The organism is Bradyrhizobium sp. AZCC 2176 (assembly GCF_036924645.1).
Taxonomy (GTDB): Bacteria; Pseudomonadota; Alphaproteobacteria; order Rhizobiales; family Xanthobacteraceae; genus Bradyrhizobium.
Genome location: NZ_JAZHRX010000001.1, coordinates 3407412 through 3432500, shown reverse-complemented (window position 1 = coordinate 3432500; position 25089 = coordinate 3407412). Strand labels below are relative to the sequence as shown.

Sequence of the window (25089 nt, the reverse complement as noted above, 5' to 3'; positions counted from 1 at the left end):
GATGAATGCTATGTACGGCCGGACACTGATTAGAAAGACCAGCTTGCTTCGTAAGATCGAACCGATAGCGAGGCGGTCAAGCTTCGCTACAAAGATCATTCACAACTCACTCATCTTGCGATGGGCGAGCGCCGAAATGATCTGGAGATTAGGAATGAGATTCCGCAAAACTGCTTTTGCAGATCCCAAACTCGGATCGATCTCCTCTTTACGATGTCAGATATCACGCACGTCACTGTCCATCCGGACAATGCGTGCGAAGTGATGTTTCGCGGACGACTATTCGAGGCATCTCGATCTTCGATTCCATCTGGTGGAGCCAGACGGGATCGAACCGACGACCTCATGCTTGCAAAGCACGCGCTCTCCCAGCTGAGCTATGGCCCCGTACCAGAAGACGAATGCTCCGCACTCGATCAAAGTGGTGGGCCTGGGAAGACTTGAACTTCCGACCTCACGCTTATCAAGCGCGCGCTCTAACCAACTGAGCTACAAGCCCCTAACGCTCCTTCCTTTGGAAGGGTCAGGGACATGCTCGCGCGCAATCGGCTCGCGCCAATGCATCGCACAGGCGCCAAACCTTCGCACAGCGCTAAGCCCCTGGCGCGTGTTCGTCCGCGAAGAAAGAGAAACGAAGACGGCGAAATCCCGCCAATGCAGCTCAACAATCCTGACGATCGTTGGCCACTGATGTTTCTAAAACGGTTCGATAGAAGCAAGCTTCTGAAGAACCATCCTTAGAAAGGAGGTGATCCAGCCGCAGGTTCCCCTACGGCTACCTTGTTACGACTTCACCCCAGTCGCTGACCCTACCGTGGCCGGCTGCCCCCTTTCGGTTAGCGCACCGTCTTCAGGTAAAACCAACTCCCATGGTGTGACGGGCGGTGTGTACAAGGCCCGGGAACGTATTCACCGTGGCGTGCTGATCCACGATTACTAGCGATTCCAACTTCATGGGCTCGAGTTGCAGAGCCCAATCCGAACTGAGACGGCTTTTTGAGATTTGCGAAGGGTCGCCCCTTAGCATCCCATTGTCACCGCCATTGTAGCACGTGTGTAGCCCAGCCCGTAAGGGCCATGAGGACTTGACGTCATCCCCACCTTCCTCGCGGCTTATCACCGGCAGTCTCCTTAGAGTGCTCAACTAAATGGTAGCAACTAAGGACGGGGGTTGCGCTCGTTGCGGGACTTAACCCAACATCTCACGACACGAGCTGACGACAGCCATGCAGCACCTGTCTCCGGTCCAGCCGAACTGAAGAACTCCATCTCTGGAGTCCGCGACCGGGATGTCAAGGGCTGGTAAGGTTCTGCGCGTTGCGTCGAATTAAACCACATGCTCCACCGCTTGTGCGGGCCCCCGTCAATTCCTTTGAGTTTTAATCTTGCGACCGTACTCCCCAGGCGGAATGCTTAAAGCGTTAGCTGCGCCACTAGTGAGTAAACCCACTAACGGCTGGCATTCATCGTTTACGGCGTGGACTACCAGGGTATCTAATCCTGTTTGCTCCCCACGCTTTCGTGCCTCAGCGTCAGTATCGGGCCAGTGAGCCGCCTTCGCCACTGGTGTTCTTGCGAATATCTACGAATTTCACCTCTACACTCGCAGTTCCACTCACCTCTCCCGAACTCAAGACCTTCAGTATCAAGGGCAGTTCTGGAGTTGAGCTCCAGGATTTCACCCCTGACTTAAAGACCCGCCTACGCACCCTTTACGCCCAGTGATTCCGAGCAACGCTAGCCCCCTTCGTATTACCGCGGCTGCTGGCACGAAGTTAGCCGGGGCTTATTCTTGCGGTACCGTCATTATCTTCCCGCACAAAAGAGCTTTACAACCCTAGGGCCTTCATCACTCACGCGGCATGGCTGGATCAGGCTTGCGCCCATTGTCCAATATTCCCCACTGCTGCCTCCCGTAGGAGTTTGGGCCGTGTCTCAGTCCCAATGTGGCTGATCATCCTCTCAGACCAGCTACTGATCGTCGCCTTGGTGAGCCATTACCTCACCAACTAGCTAATCAGACGCGGGCCGATCTTTCGGCGATAAATCTTTCCCCGTAAGGGCTTATCCGGTATTAGCACAAGTTTCCCTGTGTTGTTCCGAACCAAAAGGTACGTTCCCACGCGTTACTCACCCGTCTGCCGCTGACGTATTGCTACGCCCGCTCGACTTGCATGTGTTAAGCCTGCCGCCAGCGTTCGCTCTGAGCCAGGATCAAACTCTCAAGTTGGACTTGAAACTTTAAACCGGCTGATCACAACGTTTGACGAGGTCCCACCATATATATCGCCGACGATTCACATCGCTGACGACGATGGTGTAACCTATGTAAACGTGTACCGCCGAAGTCTTTCGTCCAGCCTCGAAGGATGAAAACCGAAGTTTTCAAGTATTCGAGACTACGCAAGGACTCCGCCGTCCACGTTTCTCTTTCTTCATCTTCACTTGTCAAACAGCCCGGGATCGCTGGGACCCCATCCTTCCACTTCTGGAAGGTTCCCGAAGATCTCATCCGACGACAAATAACAACCGACTGTTATCGGCTGTTGAGTCACTCATCGTAATGAGGAGCTTACGGGGCGCGAATAGATGCCTTGGCCTCGGGGCCAATGCATCGCCGCGCTCAGTGGCCGGGTTATAGGCCCGCCCGATCGGGGTTGTCAACGCCCATCGTCAACAAATTGTCGCATCACGTCGAAGAATTTTGCGACGCCAAGAAGTCCCTATGTTTCGGGCCTTTGGCCGTACTTGAGCCACATTCCTGCGACGTTCTGACTATAGGTATGCTTTGAATCACCGGGCGCCAGTGGGGGCCGCCGGGTGTTCGTTTACCCGGGACAGGCGATCTCGATGAACCCGTCGCCTTTCCCATGCGGCCAGGAAACTTCGAGAGATCTTGCTCACCATTGACGTTCGAGTCTCCGGCCGGTCTTCTTCTGGCCTCTGATTCCCGAATTTCCATGCGTGCGGCAACGCCATGCTCCGGAATCGCTCTCCTAAGGAGCGGAAACGTGGGGGCTGGATCGGGCGAAGGTCTTATCGGATGTCGATGGAATTTGGGGGGACACAGGGTTGAGCCAGAAGGCGCCACGCGGGAGCGGCTATGGACGCGAGACCGGGATCATCGATCTCGGTCACGAGCCGCCACTTTCCGTCGATGGCTCCGAGGCTGCGGTGATCGATCGCCGCCGTGTCTCCGTACAATGGTTTAGCGGCACTATTCTGACCGGTCTGTGCGGCGCGGCCCTCATCGGCGGCGCCGTTTTTGCGTCGCTCGACGGCGAAATGACCTTTGCCAAGGTGCCTGAGCGCGTCGAAGGCGCGCTGCGCGGCGCATTCGGCGCCAATGATCGCACCGCCACCCTGCACAAGAGCGACCGCCTGCCGCCGCCAGGCGAATCCACCGCCTCGCGCAACGTGGTGCGGGTTTCCACCGTCACCCGCGTCGGCAACCGCGACGTGATGCGGGTGCGGCCGTTCATCCGCATCTCCGGCAACCTGTCGATGACGACGAGCGATCTCAGCTCAAAAATCCCGCCGTTCAACGCCCAGCGCATGTTGACCGATGTCGGCACCACGACCCAGGCCGCCTCCGAGGATCCGAACAATCCCGAAGCCGTCGAACCCGACGCCGAGGTTTCCTTCGTGACCAAGGACCTCGCAACGGTGCTGCCGAAGGCGAAACTCGCCGCCGTGGTCGCGCTCGATGAGGTCCTGATGCGGGTACGGGATGCCGCGAACTGGCGCGGCTCGGGCGGCGTCCGCTACACGGCGCTGGCCAATGCTGCGGCCGACGCCGGCGGCGCCGATCTCAAGCTCGCCTATGCTACCGAGGGCAACGTTTCCGATCCCTATGCCGGCTTTGAAACCCGTGTGGTGCCGGAAAACGTTACCCTGCTGCCGAAGACCAAGGACCAGATCACCGGCGGCAACCCGTCCGGCGAACGCATTCACGTCGTGAAGAAGGGCGACAGCATCGCCTCGATCCTGCGCGACCAGGGCGCGACACCTGATGAGGCCAGAGCGGTCGCGTTGACCCTTGGCGCGCGCGGCCGCGACGGCGGCCTGAAGGAAGGCCAGAAGATCCGCATCCTGATGGCGCCCTCGGGGCTCGGCCCCGCCGCCCGACTGCAGCCCTATCGCGTGGTCGTCGCCAACGACACCACCGTCGAGGCCGTGGCCGCACTGTCGGACGTCGGCAAATACGTCGCCGTCGACGTGCAGAGCATGAATACCGTCGCCGAGGCCGCCACCGGCAAGGATGACGACGACGACGATGAAGATGACGGCAGCGGCGTCCGGCTCTACCAGAGCATCTACGAGACCGCCCTGCGCAACAAGGTGCCGGCCGCCGTGATCGAGGACATGGTCCGCATCTATTCCTACGACGTCGACTTCCAGCGCAAGGTGCAGCCGGGCGACTCCTTCGACGTATTCTTCGCCGGCGACGACGAAAGCACCGCCACCACTGAAAAACCTGAGGTGCAGTTCGCCTCGCTCACCGTCGGCGGCGAGACCAAGAAATATTATCGCTTCCAGACCACCGATGATTCCGTCGTCGACTTTTACGACGAGACCGGCAAAAGCGCGAAGAAGTTCCTGGTGCGCAAACCCGTCAACAACGCGATCATGCGTTCGGGCTTCGGCGGCCGCCGCCATCCGATCCTCGGCTATACCAAGATGCACACCGGCGTGGACTGGGCGACCCCCTACGGCACGCCGATTTTCGCCTCCGGCAACGGCGTGGTCGAGAAGGTCGGCTGGGAAGGCGGCTACGGCAAATATGTCCGACTGAAACACAACAACGGCTACGAGACCGCCTATGGCCACATGTCGGCGTTCGCCAAGGGCATGGAGCCCGGCAAGCGCGTGCGCCAGGGCCAGGTGATCGGCTTCGTCGGATCGACGGGCATGTCGACCGGCGCCCACGTCCACTACGAAATCCTGGTCAACGGCCGCTTCGTCGATCCGATGCGCGTCAAGCTGCCGCGCGGCCGTTCGCTCGAAGGTGCGATGATGGCGAACTTCGAAAAAGAGCGCGACCGCCTCGATACCCAGATGAACACCCGCGGCGGCGCGCGCGTCGTTTCCGACGCCACCGGCGCCACCGGCGCTCCGCAAACTCGATCGATCAGCAACCGCTGATAGCAGCGGACCAGGTAAGATCGGAACTTTCTGGCTGCGCAGCTTCCTATGGAGCGTTGTATGCGGAGATCAGGAACACGATGCCGATACCGGTCAGACCAAGCGCTACGGCGGCAAGCGGCAGCAGCATATCGATCGCTGCGTGAATGCTGCGAATCCTGCTTCCCCAGACGGCAAAATCGCCGGTCTTCCAATCGTTGAACGATAGCCTGTCTACATCACGCTCCGGTGGCAGCCGGTGTCTTTTCCAGACGAGAGACAGCGACCAGGGCAGCAGGACGGCGACCAGAAGCAGCACGCTGACCATCCCGAGCGGCAGGCTGATGTCGCTCTGCCGATCAAACAAGATCCACGCCGCCAGCGCAAACCAGACGACAAGGCCGACCGCAGTTCCGTAGACCTTCGGATGGAACTGACCGAAGACAGCTCTGTTAGTGGCCATGCGAATTGCCTCCTGCTTGGGATGGGCGGCCCGCAATTCCATCTCGTGAGGATGTGCAGCGGCGCGCTGAAAATTGGCGTTCTGCTCGGTTCGAAAGCCGCGCTGGCCGCCCGCTTCTGAGAAAACTCGCCATGCCACACGCCGGTTTCATCAAATTTCATGCCGCAAGGCTGCCGCGCGGCAGTTCGCGGCTTCTCGCGCCGCGTGTCGGATTTATGGCACTTGCGGCGCGGGGGCGCGGCAGTTTCGTTTGCCAAACCGCCGGCCGCGACAAATACTGCCTCCCATAAAAAACACTGGGAGGACGCGTCATGACGAGCAAGCTTGCCCTTTGGGCGGCGGTTGCGGCGATCGTTGCAGGCACCACGGTCGGCGCCTCGGCGCAGACCTACGAAGTCACCAAGCTGGTTCCGGGATCGGCGTTTCATGGCGTGCACGGGCTCGGGATCGACAAGTCCGGTCGCCTGTTTGCCGGCAGCGTCGCGGGCGCCGCGCTCTACGAGGTCGATCGCAATAACGGCACGGCGAAGATTGCGGTCCCCTCACCGGAAGGTATGTCCGACGACATTGCATTTGCGCCCGATGGCACCATGGCATGGACCGCCTTCCTCACTGGCGATCTCTATTCGCGCAAGGGCGACGGCCCGGTGAAGAAACTCGCCTCCGGCCTTCCCGGCATCAATTCGCTCGCGTTCCGCAAGGACGGACGGCTGTACGCGACGCAGGTGTTTTTGGGCGACGCGCTCTATGAGATCGACGTCGAGGGCGTCAAACCGCCGCGCAAGATCATGGAAAAAATGGGCGGCCTCAACGGTTTTGAATTCGGGCCGGACGACATGCTGTATGGCCCGCTCTGGTTCAAGGGCCAGGTCGCCAAGGTCGACGTCGACAAGGCCGAACTAAGCGTGGTCGCCGACGGCTTCAAGATTCCGGCGGCGGTCAATTTCGATTCCAAGGGCAATCTCTTTGTGGTCGATACCGCGCTCGGCCAGTTGGTGCGGGTCGATCCGAAGACCGGCGCGAAGAAGATGGTGGCCCAGCTCAAGCCCTCGCTCGACAATCTCGCGATCGACGACAAGGACCGCATCTTCGTCTCCAACATGGCAGACAACGGAATCCAGGAGGTCGATCCGGAAACCGGCACTGCCAAGCAGGTCATCATCGGCAAGCTGGCACTGCCCGGCGGCATCGGTGTCGTCTCCGACGGGGGCAAGGATACGATCTACATCGCCGACGTCTTCGCCTACCGCACCGTGGATGGCGCGACCGGCGAGGTCTCCGAACCCGCCCGCATGCATGCCGACGGCGTGACGCTGGAATATCCGATGAGCGCCACCGCCAAGGGCGACGACGTGCTGCTGTCGAGCTGGTTTACCGGCACGGTGCAACTGATCGACCGCAAGACCGGCAAGACCAAGGAGATGCTGCACGGCTTCAAGGCCCCGCATGACGCGGTCAAGCTCGGCGACGGCAGCATTCTCGTAAACGAGCTCGGCAGCAAATCGCTGGTCCGCGCCAGCGGCGAGCACGGCAAGGACCGCACCGCGGTGATCGGCGGGCTCGAGGGACCGGTCGGCCTCGCCGCCGGATCCGGCGGCGCGGTCTATCTGACCGAAGCCTTTGCCGGCCAGATCTCGAAGGTCGAAGCCAACGGCGAAAAGACCGTGATCGCCAAGGACCTCAAGGGCCCCGAGGGCATCGCGGTGGCGCCCGACGGCAGGTTGATCGTGGCAGAGGTCGGCGCCAAGCGGATCGTATCGATTGATCCGGCCAGCGGAGCCATCACCGAGATCGCCGCCAACCTGCCGATCGGATTGCCGGCCGCGCCCGGCGGGTTGCCGAGCAACATCCCGACCGGCGTTGGTGTGGGCGCGACCGGCGTGATCTATTTCTCGTCGGACCTGGAAAATGCGATTTACAAGGTGGTGAGGAGGTAGGGGAACTAGCCGTACTGAGTCGGTTCCAGACACTGACCGACCGTGGGCCATGCCGGTTTCATCAAATTTTCCGCCCGCGACGGAACCGGGACGCGATTATCCGGTTGATTTGCATAGGAAAACCTCCAATGGAGGCGGTCATGGAGAACTGGACGAACGCAAAATTCTGTGACGTCGCGAATCTGATCCTTGGTGCGGTTCTTCTGTTATCGCCCTGGATATTTGGGTTCGACAGCGGAAAGGTCTCCGCGAATGCTAATATTACCGGTCTCGTCATCGCGGTCCTTGCGGTCGCGGCACTGGCGGCATTCGCGGTCTGGGAAGAGTGGTTGAACCTCGTCGTCGGACTTTGGGCGCTGGTTTCGCCTTGGGTCTTGGGCTTCCAGGGAACCACCGCGATGACCGTGCATGTGGTGATCGGCGTGGCCGTGGCGATCCTGGCGGCGATCGAACTCTGGATGATGTCCCAGATTCCGCCTCGGCTGACGACAGGCCGTTGAGGCCAAACCTTTGGATAAGCCGGCCCGGCGTTGGACAAATCTGCCCGGCGCCGGGTTGGTGAATGAACTCGAACAGTGCGGCGATGACGCTCCGCTTCGCCATTTTCATTGGCCGCGAGGGAACCTGACCGGGGAGCATCCCATTTGATCCCGATCGGCAGAACCTCGATGGAGGAAGGTCATGGCGAACCTGTCGGGATCTGAGCGCATTACGCGAGATGACGTCACCAAGGCGATCAGCGAAGCCGATGATGTCACCATCGCCCAAATCATCGCTACCGGTGCAACAACCGACGAACTCGCCGAGGCCCTTGCCTGGATGGCCAATGATGAGCCGATGATGAATGAGGGCAGACCGCTGGCGACGGGGCGGGTTCGCGAACTCGTCGATATCCTCGCCGAACTCGAGCCCGACGATGACGAGGATGGCCGGGGAGCGCCCGCTCCCATCAGTCCGGAATAGGATGCCCGGCACGCGGCGCGCGCCGGGGCATCATTTAGGTCAGTTCAGCTTACGCTTCGGCACCGGCGCTTCGAACTGCGCGATCTCGGCGGTCTGTGCCACCTTGCCGTTGAAAGTCAGCACATTGCCTTCGCTCGAGATCACGACGCGGTCGCCGTCGGCGATTTCGCCGGCGAGGATCATCTCGGCCAGCGGGTCCTGCAGGTTGCGCTGGATCACCCGCTTCAGGGGCCTTGCGCCATAGGCGGGATCCCAGCCCTTGGCGGCCAGCCAGTCGCGCGCCGCCGCATCCAGCGTCAGCGTGATCTTGCGATCCTCGAGCAGCCTCTGCAGCCGCGCGAACTGGATCTCGACGATTCTCCCCATCTCGCTCTTCTGCAAGCGGTGGAACAGGATGATCTCGTCGACGCGGTTGAGGAATTCGGGCCGGAAATGTACCCGCACCATCCCCATCACCTGCTCGCGCACCGCTGACGTATCCTCGCCTTCCGGCTGGTTGACCAAAAATTCCGAACCGAGGTTCGAGGTCATGATGATCAGCGTGTTGCGGAAGTCGACGGTGCGGCCCTGGCCATCGGTCAGACGGCCATCGTCGAGCACCTGCAGCAGCACGTTGAAGACATCCGGATGCGCCTTTTCGATCTCGTCGAACAGCACCACCTGATAGGGCCTGCGCCGCACCGCTTCGGTGAGCGCGCCGCCTTCGTCATAGCCGACATAGCCGGGAGGCGCGCCGATCAGCCGCGACACCGAGTGCTTTTCCATGTATTCGGACATGTCGAGGCGGACCATCGCGGTCTCGTCGTTGAACAGATATTCGGCGAGCGCTTTGGTCAGCTCGGTCTTGCCGACGCCGGTCGGCCCCAAGAACATGAACGACCCCATCGGTCGGTTCGGATCCTGCAGGCCCGCCCGCGAACGGCGCACGGCGGTTGCCACCGCGCGCACGGCTTCGGCCTGGCCGATCACACGCTTGCCGAGCTGGTCCTCCATCTTCAGGAGCTTGTCCCGTTCGCCTTCCAGCATCTTGTCGACGGGAACGCCGGTCCAGCGCGACACCACCTGCGCGATGTGGTTGGCGGTCACCGCCTCCTCCATCATCTCGCCGACGTCCTCCTTGGCCTCGATCTCGGCGAGCTGCTTTTCGAGCTCGGGAATCCGGCCATAGGCAAGTTCGCCCGCGCGCTGGAATTCGCCGCGGCGCTGCGCGTTGGCGAGTTCGATGCGCAAGGTATCGAGTTCGCTCTTCAGCTTCTGCGCATTGGAAAGCTTGTTCTTCTCCGCACTCCAGCGCGAGGTCAGGTCGGCGGACTGCTTTTCGAGCTCGGCCAGCTCCTTCTCCAGCGTCTGCAGGCGGGTTTTCGAGCCGGCATCGGTTTCCTTTTTCAGCGCCTCCTGCTCGATCTTCAGCCGGATGATTTCCCGGTCCATCAGATCGAGTTCTTCCGGCTTGGAATCGACCTGCATCTTCAGCCGCGCCGACGCCTCGTCCATCAGGTCGATGGCCTTGTCGGGCAGGAAACGGTCCGTGATGTAGCGGTTCGACAGCGTGGTCGCCGCCACCAATGCGGAATCGGCGATGCGAACGCCGTGGTGCTGCTCGTATTTGTCCTTCAGGCCGCGCAGGATCGAGATGGTGTCCTCGACCGTCGGCTCGGAGACGAACACCGGCTGGAACCGGCGCGCCAGCGCGGCGTCCTTCTCGACATGCTTGCGGAATTCGTCGAGCGTGGTGGCGCCGATGCAGTGCAGCTCGCCGCGCGCCAGCGCAGGCTTCAACAGGTTGGACGCGTCCATCGCGCCGTCCGCCTTGCCGGCGCCGACCAGGGTGTGCATCTCGTCGATGAACAGGATGATCGAGCCCTCGGCCGCGGTGACTTCCTGCAGCACGGCCTTCAGCCGCTCCTCGAATTCGCCGCGGTATTTCGCGCCCGCAATCAGCGCGCCCATGTCGAGCGACAGCAGCTTCTTGTCCTTCAGGCTCTCCGGCACGTCGCCGTTGAGGATGCGCAGCGCCAGCCCCTCGACGATCGCGGTCTTGCCGACGCCGGGTTCGCCGATCAGCACGGGGTTGTTCTTGGTGCGGCGGGACAGCACCTGGATGGTGCGGCGAATCTCCTCGTCGCGGCCGATCACGGGATCGAGCTTGCCGTCGCGCGCGGCCTGCGTCAGGTCGCGGGCATATTTCTTCAGCGCGTCATAGGCATTTTCGGCCGTGGCGCTGTCCGCGCTGCGGCCCTTGCGCAGCGTTTCGATCGCCGCGTTGAGGTTTTGGGGCGTGACGCCGCCCTTGCCGAGAATGCTGCCGGCCTCGCCGTTCTTCTCCAGCGTCAGGCCCAGCAGCAAGCGCTCGACCGTGACAAAGCTGTCGCCGGCCTTTTCGGCGGCCTTTTCCGCCGCATCGAAGGCGCGCGCCATATCGGGGGCAAGATAGATCTGCCCGGCGCCGCTGCCCGAGACTTTCGGCAGCTTCTTCAGCGCATCCTCGGTGGCCTTGAGGATCGCGCGGGAGCTACCGCCGGCGCGGTCGATCAGACCGCCGGCCAGCCCCTCGCTGTCGTCCAGCAGCACTTTGAGCATGTGCAGCGACGAGAACTGCTGATGTCCGTCGCGCATGGCAAGCGATTGCGCGGACTGGATGAAGCCGCGCGCCCGCTCAGTGTACTTTTCAATATTCATATCGTTTGCTTCCCTCGGCCTACCGTCCTCACCCCTGAGGCATGATTACGGCATCTTCATTGGGGATACGCGGGCCGCGTTGACATTCCTCAACCGGCCGCGGCTCGTCGCCCGCTTTTCAGGCTTGCCTCGAATGTGGGCATCGCGGGGAAAAACGGAAGAGGCGCGGCCACAAATTCGGAGCGGTGGCGCGGGCCATCGGAATCCCTTAAGAAGCGGCATGTCTGCCACCGCCCTTCCCGCCCGGATTGCCGGAATCTACCGCTACCCCGTCAAAGGCCTGACCCCGGAGCAGCTCGGCCGCGCCGACCTTAGTCCCGGCCAGACCCTTTTGGCCGACCGCCGCTACGCCATCGAGAACGGCCCCTCCGGTTTCGACCCGGCCGCGCCGAAATGGCTGCCGAAACCGCACTTCCTGATGCTGATGCGGGACGAATGGCTGGCCGGCCTGCGCACCCAGTTCGACGATTCGAGCAACGTCCTCTCGATTAACCACAACGGCCGGATCGTGGCTCAGGGCAATCTGGCAACGCCGGAGGGCCGGCGGACAATCGAGAACTTCTTCGCCACCACCTTTGCGGGCCAGATCAAGGGCCCGCCCAAAGTGCTGGAGAGCTCCGGCCACAGTTTTTCGGACGTCGCCCGCAAAGTCGTTTCCATCATCAATCTCGCCAGCGTCCGCGCCATCGAGGACATCGTCGGCGCACCGGTCCATCCGCTGCGCTTCCGCGCCAACCTCTATGTCGAGGGCTGGCCGGCCTGGCACGAATTCGATTTGCTCGACCGAACGCTCGCCATTGGCGATGTGCGCCTGAAGGTAGTGAAACGCATCGTCCGCTGCGCCGCCATCAATGTCGATCCGGATACGGCCCAGCGCGACCTCGCCATCCCGCAGGCGCTGCAGCGCCGGCTCTCTCACGCCGATTGCGGGATCTATGCCGAGGTGATCACGGGCGGCACGATTAGTGCCGACGATACGATCGCGGCGGAAGAGCCGGAGTTGTTGTGACGTAATTCGGAGCAGTAGTGTGGGCAAAGGCCACTTGGCCGTGCCCGCCATTCTCAATGCCGACGCCGTTGGATTTCTGGTGGGCACGCTTCGCTTTGCCCACCCTACGGGACTGCCGTCATTGCGAGCGAAGCGAAGCAATCCATTGTCACCCTGCATGCGGAAAGATGGATTGCTTCGCTTCGCTCGCAATGACGTATCTCCAATTTTAGATGCGGACCCGCCTTCTCGCGGCGCCAAGCGCCCGAGGTTTGCATGGACCTTGTCCCTCCCCCGACAAAGAGGGAGCAGGGAATGCCGGGTGCTTGCTGCACCCGCGGTCTCGTGTGCAATGGTGTAGAGAGTTGTGCACACGAGCATACAGGTACAGCCGGAGCACTCCGGCATTCCCTGCGCAATGGGTTGACGGCTTATGCCGCGCTCTCCCTGGAGACGAATTCGTCTTGCCTCCATCGCTGCCGGCTTGATGGCTCAATCGATCCGGTTGGATCAAATTCGCCACCGGCAGCTTGGCACCAGCCACGGGTGTCAGGACCACACGGTTTTGCCGTACGCTTCAGCGCCGTACGTCCTGCGCGCCGGATTTCGCTCACAAGATAAACCTGCCCTGCGACTCCCTCTGCGCGCCGACGCTGCTGCGTCCACCACATCCCGCCTCGCGTTCGTGACGATCGCGATACGCCCCACTTGCCGGGACGAGACGGGCGAGTTGATAGAACTGATTTGCCCGACACGTTAAGCGGAATATTTTTGCAACCGAGGCTGGACGACCCAAATCACGTTGAAATAGCTAAGCAAATTACGATTTGCGCGCAGCGGGTCCCGCCGCCTTTGATGATGGTGCGCGTTAGCGCGGCGTGGCCCAAGGTCGCCTCGGATTGGATTTCAGATTCCAAGCGCGAGAAAGCCGGTGCAAACCACAATCAGGCTCACAATGATAAGAGCAAGGAAACTGGAAGAAGCAATGTCTTCGCGCATGACGGCACCCATGCCTCAATCAGGCAAACATCATTGAACCATCAATCCGTTTCAGGATGTCTTCGTCGCACTCAGAAAACGACTTCATCGGTCCGCTCTACTGTTGCGTGCTGGACGCGCGACAAAGCATCTTCACGACAACGAGAGCCCGGCCGGCATCGGGATAGGCCTCATCACAGCGCTCAGCGAGACGGATTTCCGAGATGTGGCATGCTTCACACGCGGCGATCGCGCACAAGATTACAGTTGCGCGCTCCCAGTTGACCATTGGCTAGGCCCCAGCGGAAATTTGCGCACGGAGGAGCATAAGTCATGGAAGAAACCATACGGCTCTACCGAACGCTGCTGGGCAATCGCGCGTATCTGCGCTCGCTGGCCGAGGGCGCAGCTTTCCTCGCCGCCAGCACCATCGCGATATTTGCCGCAGTCAGCTATGCCACGGTCCACGCCAGCAATTACGTCACCGATTTTGTGCTGAGCCGCGTTGGCCCCTTCAACGTGCGCTTTCTCTTCATTTACGGGACGTTCACAGCGTTCGTGATTACGGCGAGCCTGCTGGCCTGGCGGCCGAACCGGGTGCCATTCGCGCTCAAGGCCATGGCGCTGTTTCTGCTGGTCCGCGCCGTGTTCGTGGCGCTCACCCACATGGCGCCATCGCCTATCGATCCGCAGAAGCCGGCGCCGTTCTTCAACTCGATCTTTTATGGCAGCGATCTATTTTTCTCTGGCCACACAGGCCTGCCGTTTCTCGCAGCGCTGACCTTCTGGCACATCGCGCGGTGGCGATTGTTCTATCTCGCGCTGACTGCCTTCTTCGGCACAGTCGTGCTGCTCGGCCACTATCATTATTCAATCGATGTGCTGGCCGCACTGTTCATCACCCATGGCGTCTTCCAAATTTCGTGCTGGCTATTTGGCCGCGACTACGCGCTATTTCGGTCCTCCGAAAATCAGGCTGCACCACGGCCCAAGCGGGCAGGCCGAAAGACATTGGTCCCGGCCGATGCCGGACAAGGGCGCGCGCCTAAACCGTTTGTGCTGCACATCGTCGGCGATGAATCGATGCCGGGCGGTCAATCCAAGACCGATCTGAATCATCCGAACGGCTAGGCGCTGCCGCCAGAAGCTGTTGGCGCCAGCCATGCGTTTGCGCAAAGCAAAAGTGCCGAACTCGGCGATCAAAACGCATAGCTGAACCGGTCCAGGCTAATATAGATTCATACACATTGCGGTTGTGGAGTTGCGAAAATGTCAATCAAACCGCCTCCTCCAATTGCGTTATTTGAAGACATGGAGCGCGCTCGCCGAATCGCACGCTCATGGAAGCCTCTCGACCAGTTGTCTCCCGACCTCGCTGAGATCGTCGCGCGGGCAATCGCCGAAGGCATTGCACAGGGGCGCAGGCACGGCCTGGAGATGGGGCAGTGCATTTGTGAGTGCAGGTCGAAGGCATCCGCGCCACCCTCACCCGCCTTCACGCCTCGGGGGGAAAGCGATCCCTCCCCGCCAGGAACGGGAGAGGCACCACAGCGCCATCCGTCTTAGCGGCGTAGGACAAAGCGAAGCGTGCCCACTACCGCGACCCCGATGTAATGTAAATGGGGGACACGCGGAGCCTGTCATCGGGCGCGCATTCGCGCGACCCGGTGGCTCTGCCTCTGCGCACCGCAGCGCCGGTGCTCGATGAACGGAAGCAGAAATTGTAGCCCGCATGAGCCACCGGGTCGTGCGAATGCGCGCCCGGTGACAGACTCCGCGATATGCGGGTGCTTGTCGAGAGCGTACCGGATGTCGCTGCGCTCACCCGGGCTGCGTCCGTCGCAGTTATTTCTCCGCGCGGGTCGCAGCGAGAATCGGCGCCCAGCGCGCGATTTCGGCGCGGACAAAGCGGTCGAATGCAGCCGGGCTGCGCTCGGCCTTGGCGGGTATCGCGCCGCCGAGCTGAGCCAGTCTCTCGCGGACGGGAGGCTCATCCAGTGCCTTGTCGAGGGCGTCTGCAAGCCTCGTGATCACCGCGGGCGCGGCCCCCTTGGGCGCAAACAGCCCGGCCCAGACGCTCATTTCATAGTTTACCCCCGCCTCCCTGGCAGTCGGCACGTCAGGCAGCGTGGCCAGGCGCTCTGCGGCGGAGACCGCGTAGGCCTTGACCGAGCCCGCGAGAGCCGACTCCGCCACGCTGACCGACTGCTCGCAGAGAAAGTCGACGTGGCCTCCCACCAGATCATTCAGCGCCGGGCCTGAGCCGCGATAGGCCACGAGCGTGGGCTTCGCGCCGATCTCCGCAGTGAACAGCAGGCACGCCATGTGCGAGGACGCGCCGATGCCGCCATGCGCCTGTCGCACGGCGCCGCCCTGTTGCCGGAGGACCGCAACGAATTCCTTCAAATCATGTGCCGGGAAATCCTTTCGCGCGATGACGACCGCCGGTGAATGGGCGGTGATGCCGATCGGCACGAAGTCCGTGAGCGGATCGTATTTGACATTCGGCGTGAGCACCGGGGCAGCCACATGCGAGCCCATGGCCGCCGCAAGCAACGTGTAGCCGTCGGGTGCGGCGGCCGCCACGCGCGCGCCGCCGACCGTGCCACCGGCGCCGCTGACATTCTCGATGACGAAGGATTGCCCGAGGGTTTTGGACATCTGGTTGGTGACGATGCGCGCCACCACATCGCTGGCGCCCCCTGGAGGGAACGGCACGATCACAGTGACCGGCCTGGAGGGATAGTCCTGCGCGGGCGCCGGCACGATGCCGGCAACGAAAACAATCGCGATGACGATAGAAGGCCAGACGCTAGAGCCTTTTTCGTTTCGATATAGTCGAAACGGGGCTCTGGATTCTCGATTTGACGCGTTTTCTTGACGCGAACCGGTCTCCACTCCGCTTGAAAACGCTCTAACACTCGCTTTCATGGCGCACTCCTGTCCGCGCCGTCGCGCGGTCATTAGTTCCGGTCACTCTCCAATATCTCCGCGACCTCGACCCGGCGTCCCTCGCGCGCCGAGAGAATGCCGGCGCGCACCACCGCGAGCGATCTGGTCGCGTACTCGCCGCCAACTTCGTGCCGGCCCTGCCGGCGAACTGCTGCCGCGAACTCCTCGAGCTCCTCGACTACGGTGTCGTTCGCAGCACACGGCACCGCCACCGGCGTGGTCTCGCCGCGCTTGAGCAGGCGAAGCCCGTTGTGCAAATCGTAGTAGGCGGTAGCGTCCTTGCCGTAGACGTTCATCAGATAATATTCGGACGCCGAGGCGTAGCTCGCGTTCAGTGCGGAGAGCGCGCCGTTCTCGTGTTCGAGGATCAGGCTCGCGACATCCGGATTGTCGCCTGGCAGCACCAGTTGCGCCGATTGTCCGCGCACCGCATGGATCGGCCCGATCAAATATTCCAGGACATCGATGTAGTGGATGCCGATCTGCAGCATCACGCCGCCGGGCATGCCGGCGGCCTGGTAGCGCCACGACGTAACGAGCCTGCCGAACAGGCCGTCATCGATCTGCTGCCTGATCCAGCGGAAGTGGCTCTCGCGCCGCCGCTGATAGCCAAGCGCCAGCACCACGCCGGCGCTGCGGCAGGCCTCCGTGATGGCGCGGCCGTCGGAGACGCTGTTGGCGATCGGCTTGTCGAGGAAGACATGTTTGCCCGCGGCAGCGGCGGCGCTTGTGGTCGCCAGATGCACATCGTTCGGCGTCGTGTTGATGATCGCTTCGATCTCGGGATCGGTCAGCATCGCCTCGTAGCTCGCGGCCGGCCGGCAGCGATATTTGGCCGCGAAGTTTCGGCGCTTTTCTGCAGAGCGGGCGTAGCAACTAAGAATCTCGAGCTTGCCCGAGCGCTGGATGGCGTCGGCCAGCACATCGGACCACCATCCCATCCCGACGCACCCTACACGTAGAGCACCAGTATTCACGACCCATCGCCCTCCCGCGGCCACTCGCCTGCGAAAGCCCCGCGGCCGCCGTCCATGCGTTCGAGCAGGATCATGTGCGCGCCGGCATCGACAATCGCGGAAGCGATCGCGATACCGGCCTGGCTGGCCATGTCGACGGCCGACGTCATGATCTTCTTCGCGCCTTGATGGGCGACAGGCTTGCTCTCGCCGACGTACATTCCGGGAGTTCCGGGCTACGAAAGACACGCCTGGATTGTGCGCCAGCGTGTCGCCGCCATCAAGCAATTTTCATGTGCTGATCGCGCCGATGACGCAATATGTCCGCCGGCCGCGGTGCTTCGCCGACGAGGCGATCGGGCAGCCGTGGAATTGAAGCAGGTGTAGAGTGGGCAAAGCGCAGCGTGCCCACCACCACGATCCCGGGCGTAAATGGTGGGCACGCGGAGCCTGTCATCGGGCGCGCATTCGCGCGACCCGTTGGCTTTGCCCACTCTACGAGTCCTGGATGCTGTCGATCAGCTCGTCGGCATGACGTAGGCGTAGATCCGGCCGCGCGAAACCGGCGCCTCGCGGACGCGATTGCCGTTATTGCCGGATATCATGATCGGATTGCCCTTGGCATCGATGCCGGTGATGATGCCGACATGGCCGCCGCGGCGGCCGCGTGACATCACCGCAATCGCGCCGACCTGCGGGCCGGAAACGCGCTGGCCGTATTTCGCGAACGAGTTCGCCATGTCCGAGCCGGTGCCGCGATAACCGGAATGCTGCAGAACCATATTCATGAACCGCGCGCACCACAGGCTGCCGCGTCCCGTCGGGTTGCCGCCGAGGTAACGGCGCGCCTCAGCAACGACGTTCGACGAGGTGAAGCTGGATGCCATCGCGCCGCCGGCCGGTGTCACGGTCGAATTCGCTCCCACGCTCGCATTCGCTGCGACGCTTGCGTTGGTATCGACGCTTGCATTGGCATCGGCAAGACCGCGCGCCTGCATCTGCGCGACGCCACGCTCCCAGCGCGATGCGTGCGCGGCGTGCTTGAGCCGGGCACGGCGGCCGCGATCGACGCGCGCTTCCGTGACGACGTTGCGCGAGCCGAAGCCGCCAGGCGCAACCATCGGGCTGCTTTCCATGAAGCTCGGGTTGGTGTCGGCAAAGCCGCCGGCCTGCATGTGGGCCCCGCCGCGCTCCCAGCGCGACATCCGGATAGCATGGCGATGGTGGCGATAGGCGTAATGATGCTTCGCATGATGGCCGGCGTGATAAGCGCGAGCGTGTCGCCCTGCGCCGTGGTGAGGCCGTGCTGAAGCTGGAGTGACAAATGCGATGATAGAAACCGAACACAGTGCCAGCGCGATGAAACGAAGCGACCGGCGAAATGCAAACAACTGACGCATACTAAATCCTCTGTAGCCACCCCCAACTTCCCCTTTGCGTTCGTCTACGAACGACCGCGGTCGGCGTTTTGCGTGTGGCGATGTGACGAGAGGAAGATTTCATGTGGCGGCGCGGAAACGATTCCGGGGTGATTCCGCGATGATTCGATGGCGAAAATGGAACAATTCCGCCGCATTGCAGCCCCGAGAATTAATTGCAATTTTCGGAGCGAGCCACGTAATGATGTTACGTAAAAACAAGAAAATGGAGAGGAATCCGAAATGCCCTATGCCGTCGCCAAAGATAGCGCCAAGGATAGCGTTCGTCTTCACTATGAAGAAGCGGGAAGCGGGACGCCGATCATCTTCCTGCACGAGTTCGCGGCCGACCACACCAACTGGGAGCCGCAGATGCGCTACTTCTCGCGTGGCCACCGCTGCATCGCCTATTCGGCACGCGGCTATACGCCGTCCGACGTGCCGCCTGATGCCGCCGTCTACACCTACGAGCATTTCTACACCGACGCGCTTGCCGTGCTCGATCACCTCGGCATCGCCAAAGCGCATTTCGTCGGCCTGTCGATGGGCTCCTACTCCTCGCTTCAGGTCGGGCTCAATGCGCCCGGGAGGGCGCTGTCGATGACGCTCGCCGCCGTGGGCGCCGGCTCGGAGCTCGAAAACCTCGACGCCTTCCGCGCGCAGTGCCGGGCCAATGCCGCGCAGTATGAGGCGATCGGATCGGTCGAAGTCGCCAAGGTGACGCGCGAGGCGCCGAGCCGGATTCCGTTTTTGCTGAAGGACCCGCGCGGCCATGCCGATTTCTACGCCGCGCTGGCGCGGCACGACGCCAAAGGCTCGGCCAACACGATGCGCAGTTTTCAGGGCCAGCGTCCCTCGATCTACACCATGACGGATGCGATCCGGCGCGTGCCGACGCCGGCGCTGATCCTGTGCGGCGACGAGGACGACAATTGCATCGGGCCGAGCCTGTTCCTGAAGAAGCATCTGCCGGCGGCCGGGTTAGCGTTCTTTCCCAAATCGGGCCACGTGCTCAATCTCGAGGAGCCGGCGCTGTTCAATGAGATGGTGGAGCGGTTCATCGCGCTGGTCGAGGCCGGGCGGTGGCCGGTGCGGGATGCGCGGTCGATGGTTTGACTGTCATTCCGGGACGGCGCGAAGCGACGAGCTATGATGTGCAATTGCACATCTGAGAATCCATTCATCCACGAAACCTGCGGCCCGGTGGATTCCGGGTTCGATGCTTCGCATCGCCCCGGAATGACGGCGGAGTCCTACTTCCCCACCGTACCCCTGCTCAGCAAAAACACGCCCTGCTCGCCGAACATGTTCCAGACCCACCAGGGCAGATTCAGCGGCACCGGGCGGCCGTAGAGATCGAGCGCCACCGCGCGCTCCATCTTGACGTTGATCGCGTCGCACAGTTCGACGAAATCCTTGATGGTGCAGAAGTGGATGTTGGCCGTGTCGTACCAGGTCGCCGGCAGGTTCTCCGTGCGCGGCATGTGGCCGCCGACAAGGAGCTGCAGCCGCATCTTCCAGAAGCCGAAGTTCGGAAACGAGACGATGGCGCGCCGGCCGATCCGCAAGAGATTCTCCAGCACGACCTTCGGCTGCCGCGTCGCCTGCAGCGTCTGCGACAGGATCACATAGTCGAACGCATCGTCGGGATAGTTGACGAGGTCGGTGTCGGCATCGCCCTGCACCACGGCAAGGCCCCTGGCGACGCAGCGGTTGACGCCTTCGCGCGACAGCTCGATGCCGCGGCCGTCGATGCCGCGGCTCTCCAGGAGCTGCAGCAACTCGCCATCGCCGCAGCCGACGTCGAGCACTTTTGAGCCGCGTCCGATCATGTCGGCGACCAGAAGGTGGTCGGTGCGATACTTGCCCGTGCGGTCCGGCGCTATGCCGCCGAGCGGCAAGGCCGGTTCCTGAACCGCCATATCAACCACCCGCACCATTGGAGAGCCCGCGCGCCTTGCCTGCCGATTGCAGGAAGGCGCGGGCAATGTCGAAAAACTCCGGTACATCGAGCAGGAAGGCATCGTGGCCGCGATCGGTCTCGATCTCGGCGAACGACACCCGCGCGCTCGATGCGTTCAGCGCATGCACCAGCGCCCGCGATTCCGAAGTCGGGAACAGCCAGTCCGAGGTGAACGACACCACGCAGAAGCGTGTCTTGATGCCGAGAAACGCCTGCGCCAGCACGCCGCTGTGGTCGGCGGCGATATCGAAATAGTCCATCGCGCGCGTCAGATAGAGATAGCTGTTGGCGTCGAAGCGCTCGACAAAGGACGAGCCCTGGTAGCGCAGATAGCTTTCGACCTGGAAATCCGCGTCGAACGAGAAGGTCGGCAGCTCGCGATCCTGCATCCGCCGCCCGAACTTGCGATGCAGCGCGGCGTCGGAGAGATAGGTGATGTGCCCGGCCATCCGCGCCACGGCCAATCCACGATGCGGATGGGTGCTGCGTTCGAAATAGCGCCCATGATGCCAGTCCGGATCGGCCATCACGGCCTGCCGGCCGAGTTCGTGAAACGCGATGTTCTGCGCCGAATGGCGTGTCGCGCAGGCGACCGGCAGCGCCGAAAACACCCGTTCGGGATAGGCGGCGGTCCATTGCAGCACCTGCATGCCGCCCATCGATCCGCCGATCACGCAGAACAAGGTTTCGATGCCCAGCCGATCGAGCAACATGGCCTGCGCGCGAACCATGTCGGGGATGGTGACGATTGGAAAATCCAGTCCCCACGCCTTGCCGGTGGCCGGATTGGTCGAGGCCGGACCGGTCGATCCCATGCAGCCGCCGATCACATTCGAGCAGATGATGAAATACCTGTCGGTATCGAGCGGACGGCCGGGACCGACCATGATTTCCCACCAGCCGAGCTTGCCGGTCAGCGGATGCACATTGGCGACATGCTGATCGAGGGTCAGCGCGTGGCAGATCAGAATGGCGTTGGAGCGGTCGGCGTTCAGTTCGCCATAGGTCTGATAGGCGATCTGGAATGGCGCCAGGTCGACGCCGCAATCGAGCTTCAGCGGCTGATCCATGCCGAACGTCGCGACCAGCGACGTCGGGTGATCGGCCTCATGGGCGCGATCCTCGCCCTGGATCGACGGACCGGTTATCGAATGCACGTTTGTCATCGCGTCGACCTTCCTCCTCGCGGAGGCTCTACGGACAGAATCAAGCCATGAAAAACCCGGCCTGAACGAAAGGTTCGGCCGGGATCAACTCTGTCCCCGGCCTGTTTAGCGAGTTGTTTAACGTGGCTGCAAGCCGGCCGGCTCAAATGACCACGGAATGGAACAAAGCTAGTCCCACCTTGGCAATTCGTCAAGGCAGGCGGGGCCGGGCGGCATGGTTAACCGCCTCGTGCAGGGCTCCCCCGTGACGTTTCTCTTTGCTTTCAGCGCCCGTCTTTCCTAATCAATGCGACTGTCTGCCGGCCGCATCGGGCTGTTCCGGCACCAAGGTTTTTTCGGATGTCCAAGGCACCCCCGGCCCCGCCCTCGCTGCAGGAATTGCGCAAGGAGATCGATGCGATCGACGAGCAGGTCCATCGCCTGCTGATAGCGCGCGGCGACATCATCGACCGCCTGATCCAGGTGAAGCAGACCCAGGAAGTGGGCTCGGCGTTCCGGCCTGCCCGCGAGGCCAGCATGATGCGGCAACTGGTGCAGCGCCATCGCGGCATCCTGCCGCTCGACACCATCGAGAGCATCTGGCGCGTCATCATCTCGACCTTCACCCATGTCCAGGCGCCGTTCTCGGTGCATGCGGACGTCTCGGTCGGCGAGCCCGCGATGCGGGATTCGGCGCGCTTTCACTTCGGCTTCGTGGTGCCTTATGTCGGCCATTTCAGCGCGCAGGCCGCGGTGGAAGCGGCGGCAAAATCGAAAGGCGACCTGGCGCTGGTCTCGGCGATCTCGAGCCGCACGCCGTGGTGGCTCGCGCTGGAAGCCAGCGGTGCACCGAAGATCACCGCGCGGCTGCCGTTCCTCGAACGCGCCGACCATCCGGCGGCGCTGCCGGTGTTCGTGATCTCGCGGGTTGCCGACGACGCCATGGTGACGGAAGTCCAGATGTGGAGCGTGCGCGTCTCGGGGTGGAGCGCCGATATCGCCCGCGCGCTGGCGCCGCTCGCCGAAATCGTCGCCGTGCCCGATACCGCCTTCGACGGCGCGGCGCTTCTGGTGTCGGATGCCGGCACCGGCTTCGAGAAGATCAAGCACGCCCTGATCCAGGCCGGCGCCTCGGTGCGCTCCTCGGCCCTCGTCGGCAGCCACGCAACGCGCTATACGGTGCCCACTAACGGGGCAGCCAAGTCCTAAGCCGCCTTGAATATCCGGAGCCAGAAGATGAACCGCCCCATGCCGAATCCCGGCATTCTCGACATTGCGCCCTACACGCCCGGCAAGACGCCGGTGCCGGAGCCGGGCCGCAAGGTGTTCAAGCTGTCCGCCAACGAGACGCCGTTTGGGCCGTCGCCGAAGGCGATCGAAGTCTACAAGCGGGCGGCCGCGCATCTGGAGGACTACCCGGAAGGCACCTCGCGGGTGCTGCGCGAGGCGATCGGCCGCGCCTACGGGCTCGATCCCAACCGCATCATCTGCGGCGCCGGCTCCGACGAAATCCTCAATCTGCTGGCGCACACCTATCTCAGCCATGGCGATGAGGCGATCTCCACCACGCACGGTTTTCTGGTGTACCCGATCGCCACCATGGCAAACGGCGCCAACAACGTCATCGCGCCCGAGACCGATTTCACCGCCGACGTCGACGCCATTCTCGCGCGCGTGACGCAGAAGACCAAACTGGTGTGGCTCGCCAACCCGAACAACCCGACCGGCACCTATGTGCCGTTCGACGAGGTCAAGCGGCTGCGCGCAGGTCTGCCGTCGCATGTGCTGCTGGTGCTGGATGCCGCCTATTCCGATTACGTGTCGCGCAACGATTACGAGCTCGGCCTGGAGCTGGTAGCGACCACCGAAAACACCGTGATGACGCATACGTTTTCCAAGATTCACGGGCTGGCGGCCTTGCGGATCGGCTGGATGTTCGGCCCCGCCAACGTCATCGACGCGGTCAACCGGATCCGTGGGCCCTTCAACGTCTCGACGCCGGCGATGCTGGCGGCGGTGGCCGCGATCGAGGACACCGCGCATGTCCAGATGTCGAAGGCGTTCACCGAGCAGTGGCGCAACTGGCTGACGGAGGAAGTGACAAAACTCGGGCTGAAGGTCACGCCGAGCGTGGCGAATTTCGTGCTGATCCATTTCCCGCAGGAGAAGGGCAAGACCTCGACTGAAGCGGACGCGTTCCTCACCAGGCGCGGCCTGGTGCTGCGGGCGCTGAACAATTACGGCCTGCCGCACGCACTGCGCATGACCATCGGCACCGAAGAGGCCAATCGCCTCGTCGTCGACGGCCTGCGCGACTTCATGGCGGCCAAGTGAATACGGCACCGATCTTCCGGCGCGTCGCGCTGATCGGCTTCGGCCTGATCGGCGGCTCGATCGCGCGCGCGGCGCGGGCGCAAGCGCTCGCCAGCGAAATCGTCACCACCGCGCGCTCGGAGCAGACCCGCGCGCGGGTGACCGAGCTCGGCATCGTCGACCGCGTGCTTGAGACCAACGCGGATGCCGTTGCAGACGCCGACCTCGTGATCCTCTGCATCCCGGTCGGCGCCTGCGGGCCGGTCGCCCAGGAGATCGCGCCTTTCCTGAAACCCGGCGCGATCGTCTCCGACGTCGGCTCAGTCAAGGGCGCGATCGTCCGCGAAATGGCGCCGCATCTGCCGCACAATGTTCATTTCGTTCCGGCCCATCCGGTCGCGGGCACCGAGCATTCCGGTCCCGACTCCGGCTTCGCCGAACTCTTCATCAACCGCTGGTGCATCCTCACGCCGCCCGATGGCGCCGATCCGATGGCCGTCGAAACGTTGCGTGCGTTCTGGGCGGGCATGGGCGCCAAGGTCGAGATCATGACGCCTGATCACCATGATCTGGTGCTGGCGATCACGAGCCATCTGCCGCATCTGATCGCCTACACCATCGTCGGCACCGCGGACGAACTCGCGCAAGTGACGTCGTCGGAAGTGATAAAGTTCTCCGCCGGCGGCTTTCGCGATTTCACCCGCATCGCGGCGTCGGATCCGACGATGTGGCGCGACGTGTTCCTCAACAACAAGGAAGCCGTGCTGGAAATGCTCGGGACCTTCAACGAGGATCTTTCAAAACTCACCCGCGCCATCCGCCGCAACGACGGCGATGCACTGTTCGAGCACTTCACCCGCACCCGCGCCATCCGCCGAGGCATCGTCGAGATCGGTCAGGATTCGGCAGCACCCGATTTCGGCCGGCCACATCCGCCGCTGGCGAAGAAGCTGGAGTGAGCCCCACTCTCGCGGCCATCTTGCGAACGAAGCGAAGCAATCCATCTTGCCGCGCGCGAAGCATGGATTGCTTCGTCGCTTCGCTCCTCACAACAATGACGTGGTGAGATTCGTCAGGCTCACCGGGCCTGCGGGAAACCGAGATCAAGTCGCCCTGTTGAACCCGCGAGTGCACAATCTCGACATCGGCGCCCGCGGCCTGAATTTCCCTGAAGCGTTTCCGCGAAACGAAGCGATGGACTTTCGCTCTG

The 25089-nt window shown here is 62.6% G+C and carries 18 protein-coding genes, 2 tRNA genes, 1 rRNA gene and 1 riboswitch; of the genes, 10 read left to right on the top strand and 11 right to left on the bottom strand.

Features of this window, described 5'->3' with window-relative positions:
• Window positions 1-311: 311 nt before the first annotated feature.
• From V1288_RS15925 to V1288_RS15915, 3 genes are all read right to left on the bottom strand, one after another.
• Window positions 312-387 (bottom strand) — tRNA-Ala (locus V1288_RS15925).
• 35 nt (window positions 388-422) lie between these two features.
• A tRNA-Ile gene (locus V1288_RS15920) sits at window positions 423-499 on the bottom strand.
• Between the two features lie 242 nt (window positions 500-741).
• Window positions 742-2230: ribosomal RNA gene (locus tag V1288_RS15915) — 16S ribosomal RNA — on the bottom strand.
• Between the two features lie 842 nt (window positions 2231-3072).
• Between V1288_RS15915 and V1288_RS15910 the strand changes: the two genes are divergently transcribed.
• Window positions 3073-5145: a M23 family metallopeptidase gene (locus V1288_RS15910; RefSeq protein WP_334357936.1), complete on the top strand. Its 2073-nt coding sequence runs from the start codon at window positions 3073-3075 to the stop codon at window positions 5143-5145.
• A gap of 46 nt (window positions 5146-5191) precedes the next feature.
• Here the strand turns inward: V1288_RS15910 and V1288_RS15905 are convergent, their stop codons facing one another.
• Window positions 5192-5725: a hypothetical protein gene (locus V1288_RS15905; RefSeq protein WP_334357935.1), complete on the bottom strand. Its 534-nt coding sequence runs from the start codon at window positions 5723-5725 to the stop codon at window positions 5192-5194.
• Window positions 5726-5898: 173 nt separating this feature from the next.
• Here V1288_RS15905 and V1288_RS15900 point away from each other — a divergent pair, with 173 nt between their 5' ends.
• From V1288_RS15900 to V1288_RS15890, 3 genes are all read left to right on the top strand, one after another.
• Window positions 5899-7524, top strand: a complete 1626-nt coding sequence (locus V1288_RS15900; RefSeq protein ID WP_334357934.1) for a Vgb family protein — start codon at window positions 5899-5901, stop codon at window positions 7522-7524.
• Between the two features lie 140 nt (window positions 7525-7664).
• Complete coding sequence (locus V1288_RS15895) at window positions 7665-8024, top strand: SPW repeat protein (protein ID WP_334361318.1); 360 nt, start codon at window positions 7665-7667, stop codon at window positions 8022-8024.
• 181 nt (window positions 8025-8205) lie between these two features.
• The gene (locus V1288_RS15890) at window positions 8206-8487 is read left to right on the top strand and encodes a hypothetical protein (RefSeq protein WP_334357933.1); all 282 of its coding nucleotides are present in this window, start codon (window positions 8206-8208) and stop codon (window positions 8485-8487) included.
• A 39-nt stretch (window positions 8488-8526) separates the two neighbouring features.
• On the opposite strand, the gene clpB is transcribed toward V1288_RS15890, so the two are convergent.
• The gene (gene clpB / locus V1288_RS15885; protein ID WP_334357932.1) at window positions 8527-11166 is read right to left on the bottom strand and encodes an ATP-dependent chaperone ClpB; all 2640 of its coding nucleotides are present in this window, start codon (window positions 11164-11166) and stop codon (window positions 8527-8529) included.
• A gap of 220 nt (window positions 11167-11386) precedes the next feature.
• Between clpB and V1288_RS15880 the strand changes: the two genes are divergently transcribed.
• Window positions 11387-12175, top strand: a complete 789-nt coding sequence (locus tag V1288_RS15880) for an MOSC domain-containing protein (protein WP_334357931.1) — start codon at window positions 11387-11389, stop codon at window positions 12173-12175.
• 1290 nt (window positions 12176-13465) lie between these two features.
• The gene (locus tag V1288_RS15875) at window positions 13466-14263 is read left to right on the top strand and encodes a phosphatase PAP2-related protein (RefSeq protein WP_334357930.1); all 798 of its coding nucleotides are present in this window, start codon (window positions 13466-13468) and stop codon (window positions 14261-14263) included.
• Between the two features lie 714 nt (window positions 14264-14977).
• Here V1288_RS15875 and V1288_RS15870 read toward each other — a convergent pair.
• From V1288_RS15870 to V1288_RS15855, 4 genes are all read right to left on the bottom strand, one after another.
• On the bottom strand, window positions 14978-15898 hold the full coding sequence (locus V1288_RS15870; RefSeq protein ID WP_334357929.1) for a tripartite tricarboxylate transporter substrate-binding protein: 921 nt from the start codon (window positions 15896-15898) through the stop codon (window positions 14978-14980).
• A gap of 197 nt (window positions 15899-16095) precedes the next feature.
• Window positions 16096-17061 carry a Gfo/Idh/MocA family protein gene (locus V1288_RS15865; protein ID WP_334357928.1) on the bottom strand — a complete coding sequence of 322 codons (966 nt, stop codon included), beginning with the start codon at window positions 17059-17061 and terminating at the stop codon, window positions 16096-16098.
• Window positions 17058-17261: a heme-binding protein gene (locus V1288_RS15860; RefSeq protein WP_334357927.1), complete on the bottom strand. Its 204-nt coding sequence runs from the start codon at window positions 17259-17261 to the stop codon at window positions 17058-17060. Before V1288_RS15860 ends, V1288_RS15865 begins: the two co-directional genes overlap by 4 nt.
• 297 nt (window positions 17262-17558) lie before the next feature.
• Window positions 17559-18440 (bottom strand): TIGR02594 family protein, encoded by an 882-nt coding sequence (locus V1288_RS15855; protein WP_334357926.1) that lies wholly within the window; start codon window positions 18438-18440, stop codon window positions 17559-17561.
• Window positions 18441-18701: 261 nt separating this feature from the next.
• Here V1288_RS15855 and V1288_RS15850 point away from each other — a divergent pair, with 261 nt between their 5' ends.
• On the top strand, window positions 18702-19574 hold the full coding sequence (locus tag V1288_RS15850) for an alpha/beta fold hydrolase (RefSeq protein WP_334357925.1): 873 nt from the start codon (window positions 18702-18704) through the stop codon (window positions 19572-19574).
• Between the two features lie 137 nt (window positions 19575-19711).
• Here V1288_RS15850 and metW read toward each other — a convergent pair whose 3' ends face one another.
• Together metW and metX are read right to left on the bottom strand one after the other, a co-directional pair.
• Window positions 19712-20380 carry a methionine biosynthesis protein MetW gene (gene metW / locus V1288_RS15845; RefSeq protein ID WP_334357924.1) on the bottom strand — a complete coding sequence of 223 codons (669 nt, stop codon included), beginning with the start codon at window positions 20378-20380 and terminating at the stop codon, window positions 19712-19714.
• A 1-nt stretch (window position 20381) separates the two neighbouring features.
• On the bottom strand, window positions 20382-21587 hold the full coding sequence (gene metX, locus V1288_RS15840) for a homoserine O-acetyltransferase MetX (protein ID WP_334357923.1): 1206 nt from the start codon (window positions 21585-21587) through the stop codon (window positions 20382-20384).
• Between the two features lie 84 nt (window positions 21588-21671).
• Window positions 21672-21751: riboswitch (SAM riboswitch) on the bottom strand.
• A 175-nt stretch (window positions 21752-21926) separates the two neighbouring features.
• Here metX and V1288_RS15835 point away from each other — a divergent pair.
• The 3 genes from V1288_RS15835 to V1288_RS15825 are packed head-to-tail and all read left to right on the top strand — an operon-like array spanning window position 21927 to window position 24838.
• On the top strand, window positions 21927-22775 hold the full coding sequence (locus tag V1288_RS15835; protein WP_334357922.1) for a chorismate mutase: 849 nt from the start codon (window positions 21927-21929) through the stop codon (window positions 22773-22775).
• A gap of 27 nt (window positions 22776-22802) precedes the next feature.
• Window positions 22803-23900 (top strand): histidinol-phosphate transaminase, encoded by a 1098-nt coding sequence (gene hisC, locus V1288_RS15830; RefSeq protein WP_334357921.1) that lies wholly within the window; start codon window positions 22803-22805, stop codon window positions 23898-23900.
• Window positions 23897-24838, top strand: coding sequence for a prephenate/arogenate dehydrogenase family protein (locus V1288_RS15825; RefSeq protein ID WP_334357920.1), 942 nt, complete (start codon window positions 23897-23899; stop codon window positions 24836-24838). Before hisC ends, V1288_RS15825 begins: the two co-directional genes overlap by 4 nt.
• Window positions 24839-25089: the final 251 nt, after the last annotated feature.

Coding starts and splice junctions, on each gene's coding strand:
- V1288_RS15900 (WP_334357934.1), top strand. CDS start 5,899: ATGACGAGCAAGCTTGCCCTTTGGGCGGCGGTTGCGGCGATCGTTGCA.
- V1288_RS15895 (WP_334361318.1), top strand. CDS start 7,665: ATGGAGAACTGGACGAACGCAAAATTCTGTGACGTCGCGAATCTGATC.
- V1288_RS15890 (WP_334357933.1), top strand. CDS start 8,206: ATGGCGAACCTGTCGGGATCTGAGCGCATTACGCGAGATGACGTCACC.
- clpB (WP_334357932.1), bottom strand. CDS start 11,166: ATGAATATTGAAAAGTACACTGAGCGGGCGCGCGGCTTCATCCAGTCC.
- V1288_RS15880 (WP_334357931.1), top strand. CDS start 11,387: ATGTCTGCCACCGCCCTTCCCGCCCGGATTGCCGGAATCTACCGCTAC.
- V1288_RS15875 (WP_334357930.1), top strand. CDS start 13,466: ATGGAAGAAACCATACGGCTCTACCGAACGCTGCTGGGCAATCGCGCG.
- V1288_RS15860 (WP_334357927.1), bottom strand. CDS start 17,261: ATGTACGTCGGCGAGAGCAAGCCTGTCGCCCATCAAGGCGCGAAGAAG.
- V1288_RS15855 (WP_334357926.1), bottom strand. CDS start 18,440: ATGCGTCAGTTGTTTGCATTTCGCCGGTCGCTTCGTTTCATCGCGCTG.
- V1288_RS15850 (WP_334357925.1), top strand. CDS start 18,702: ATGCCCTATGCCGTCGCCAAAGATAGCGCCAAGGATAGCGTTCGTCTT.
- metW (WP_334357924.1), bottom strand. CDS start 20,380: ATGGCGGTTCAGGAACCGGCCTTGCCGCTCGGCGGCATAGCGCCGGAC.
- metX (WP_334357923.1), bottom strand. CDS start 21,587: ATGACAAACGTGCATTCGATAACCGGTCCGTCGATCCAGGGCGAGGAT.
- V1288_RS15835 (WP_334357922.1), top strand. CDS start 21,927: ATGTCCAAGGCACCCCCGGCCCCGCCCTCGCTGCAGGAATTGCGCAAG.
- hisC (WP_334357921.1), top strand. CDS start 22,803: ATGAACCGCCCCATGCCGAATCCCGGCATTCTCGACATTGCGCCCTAC.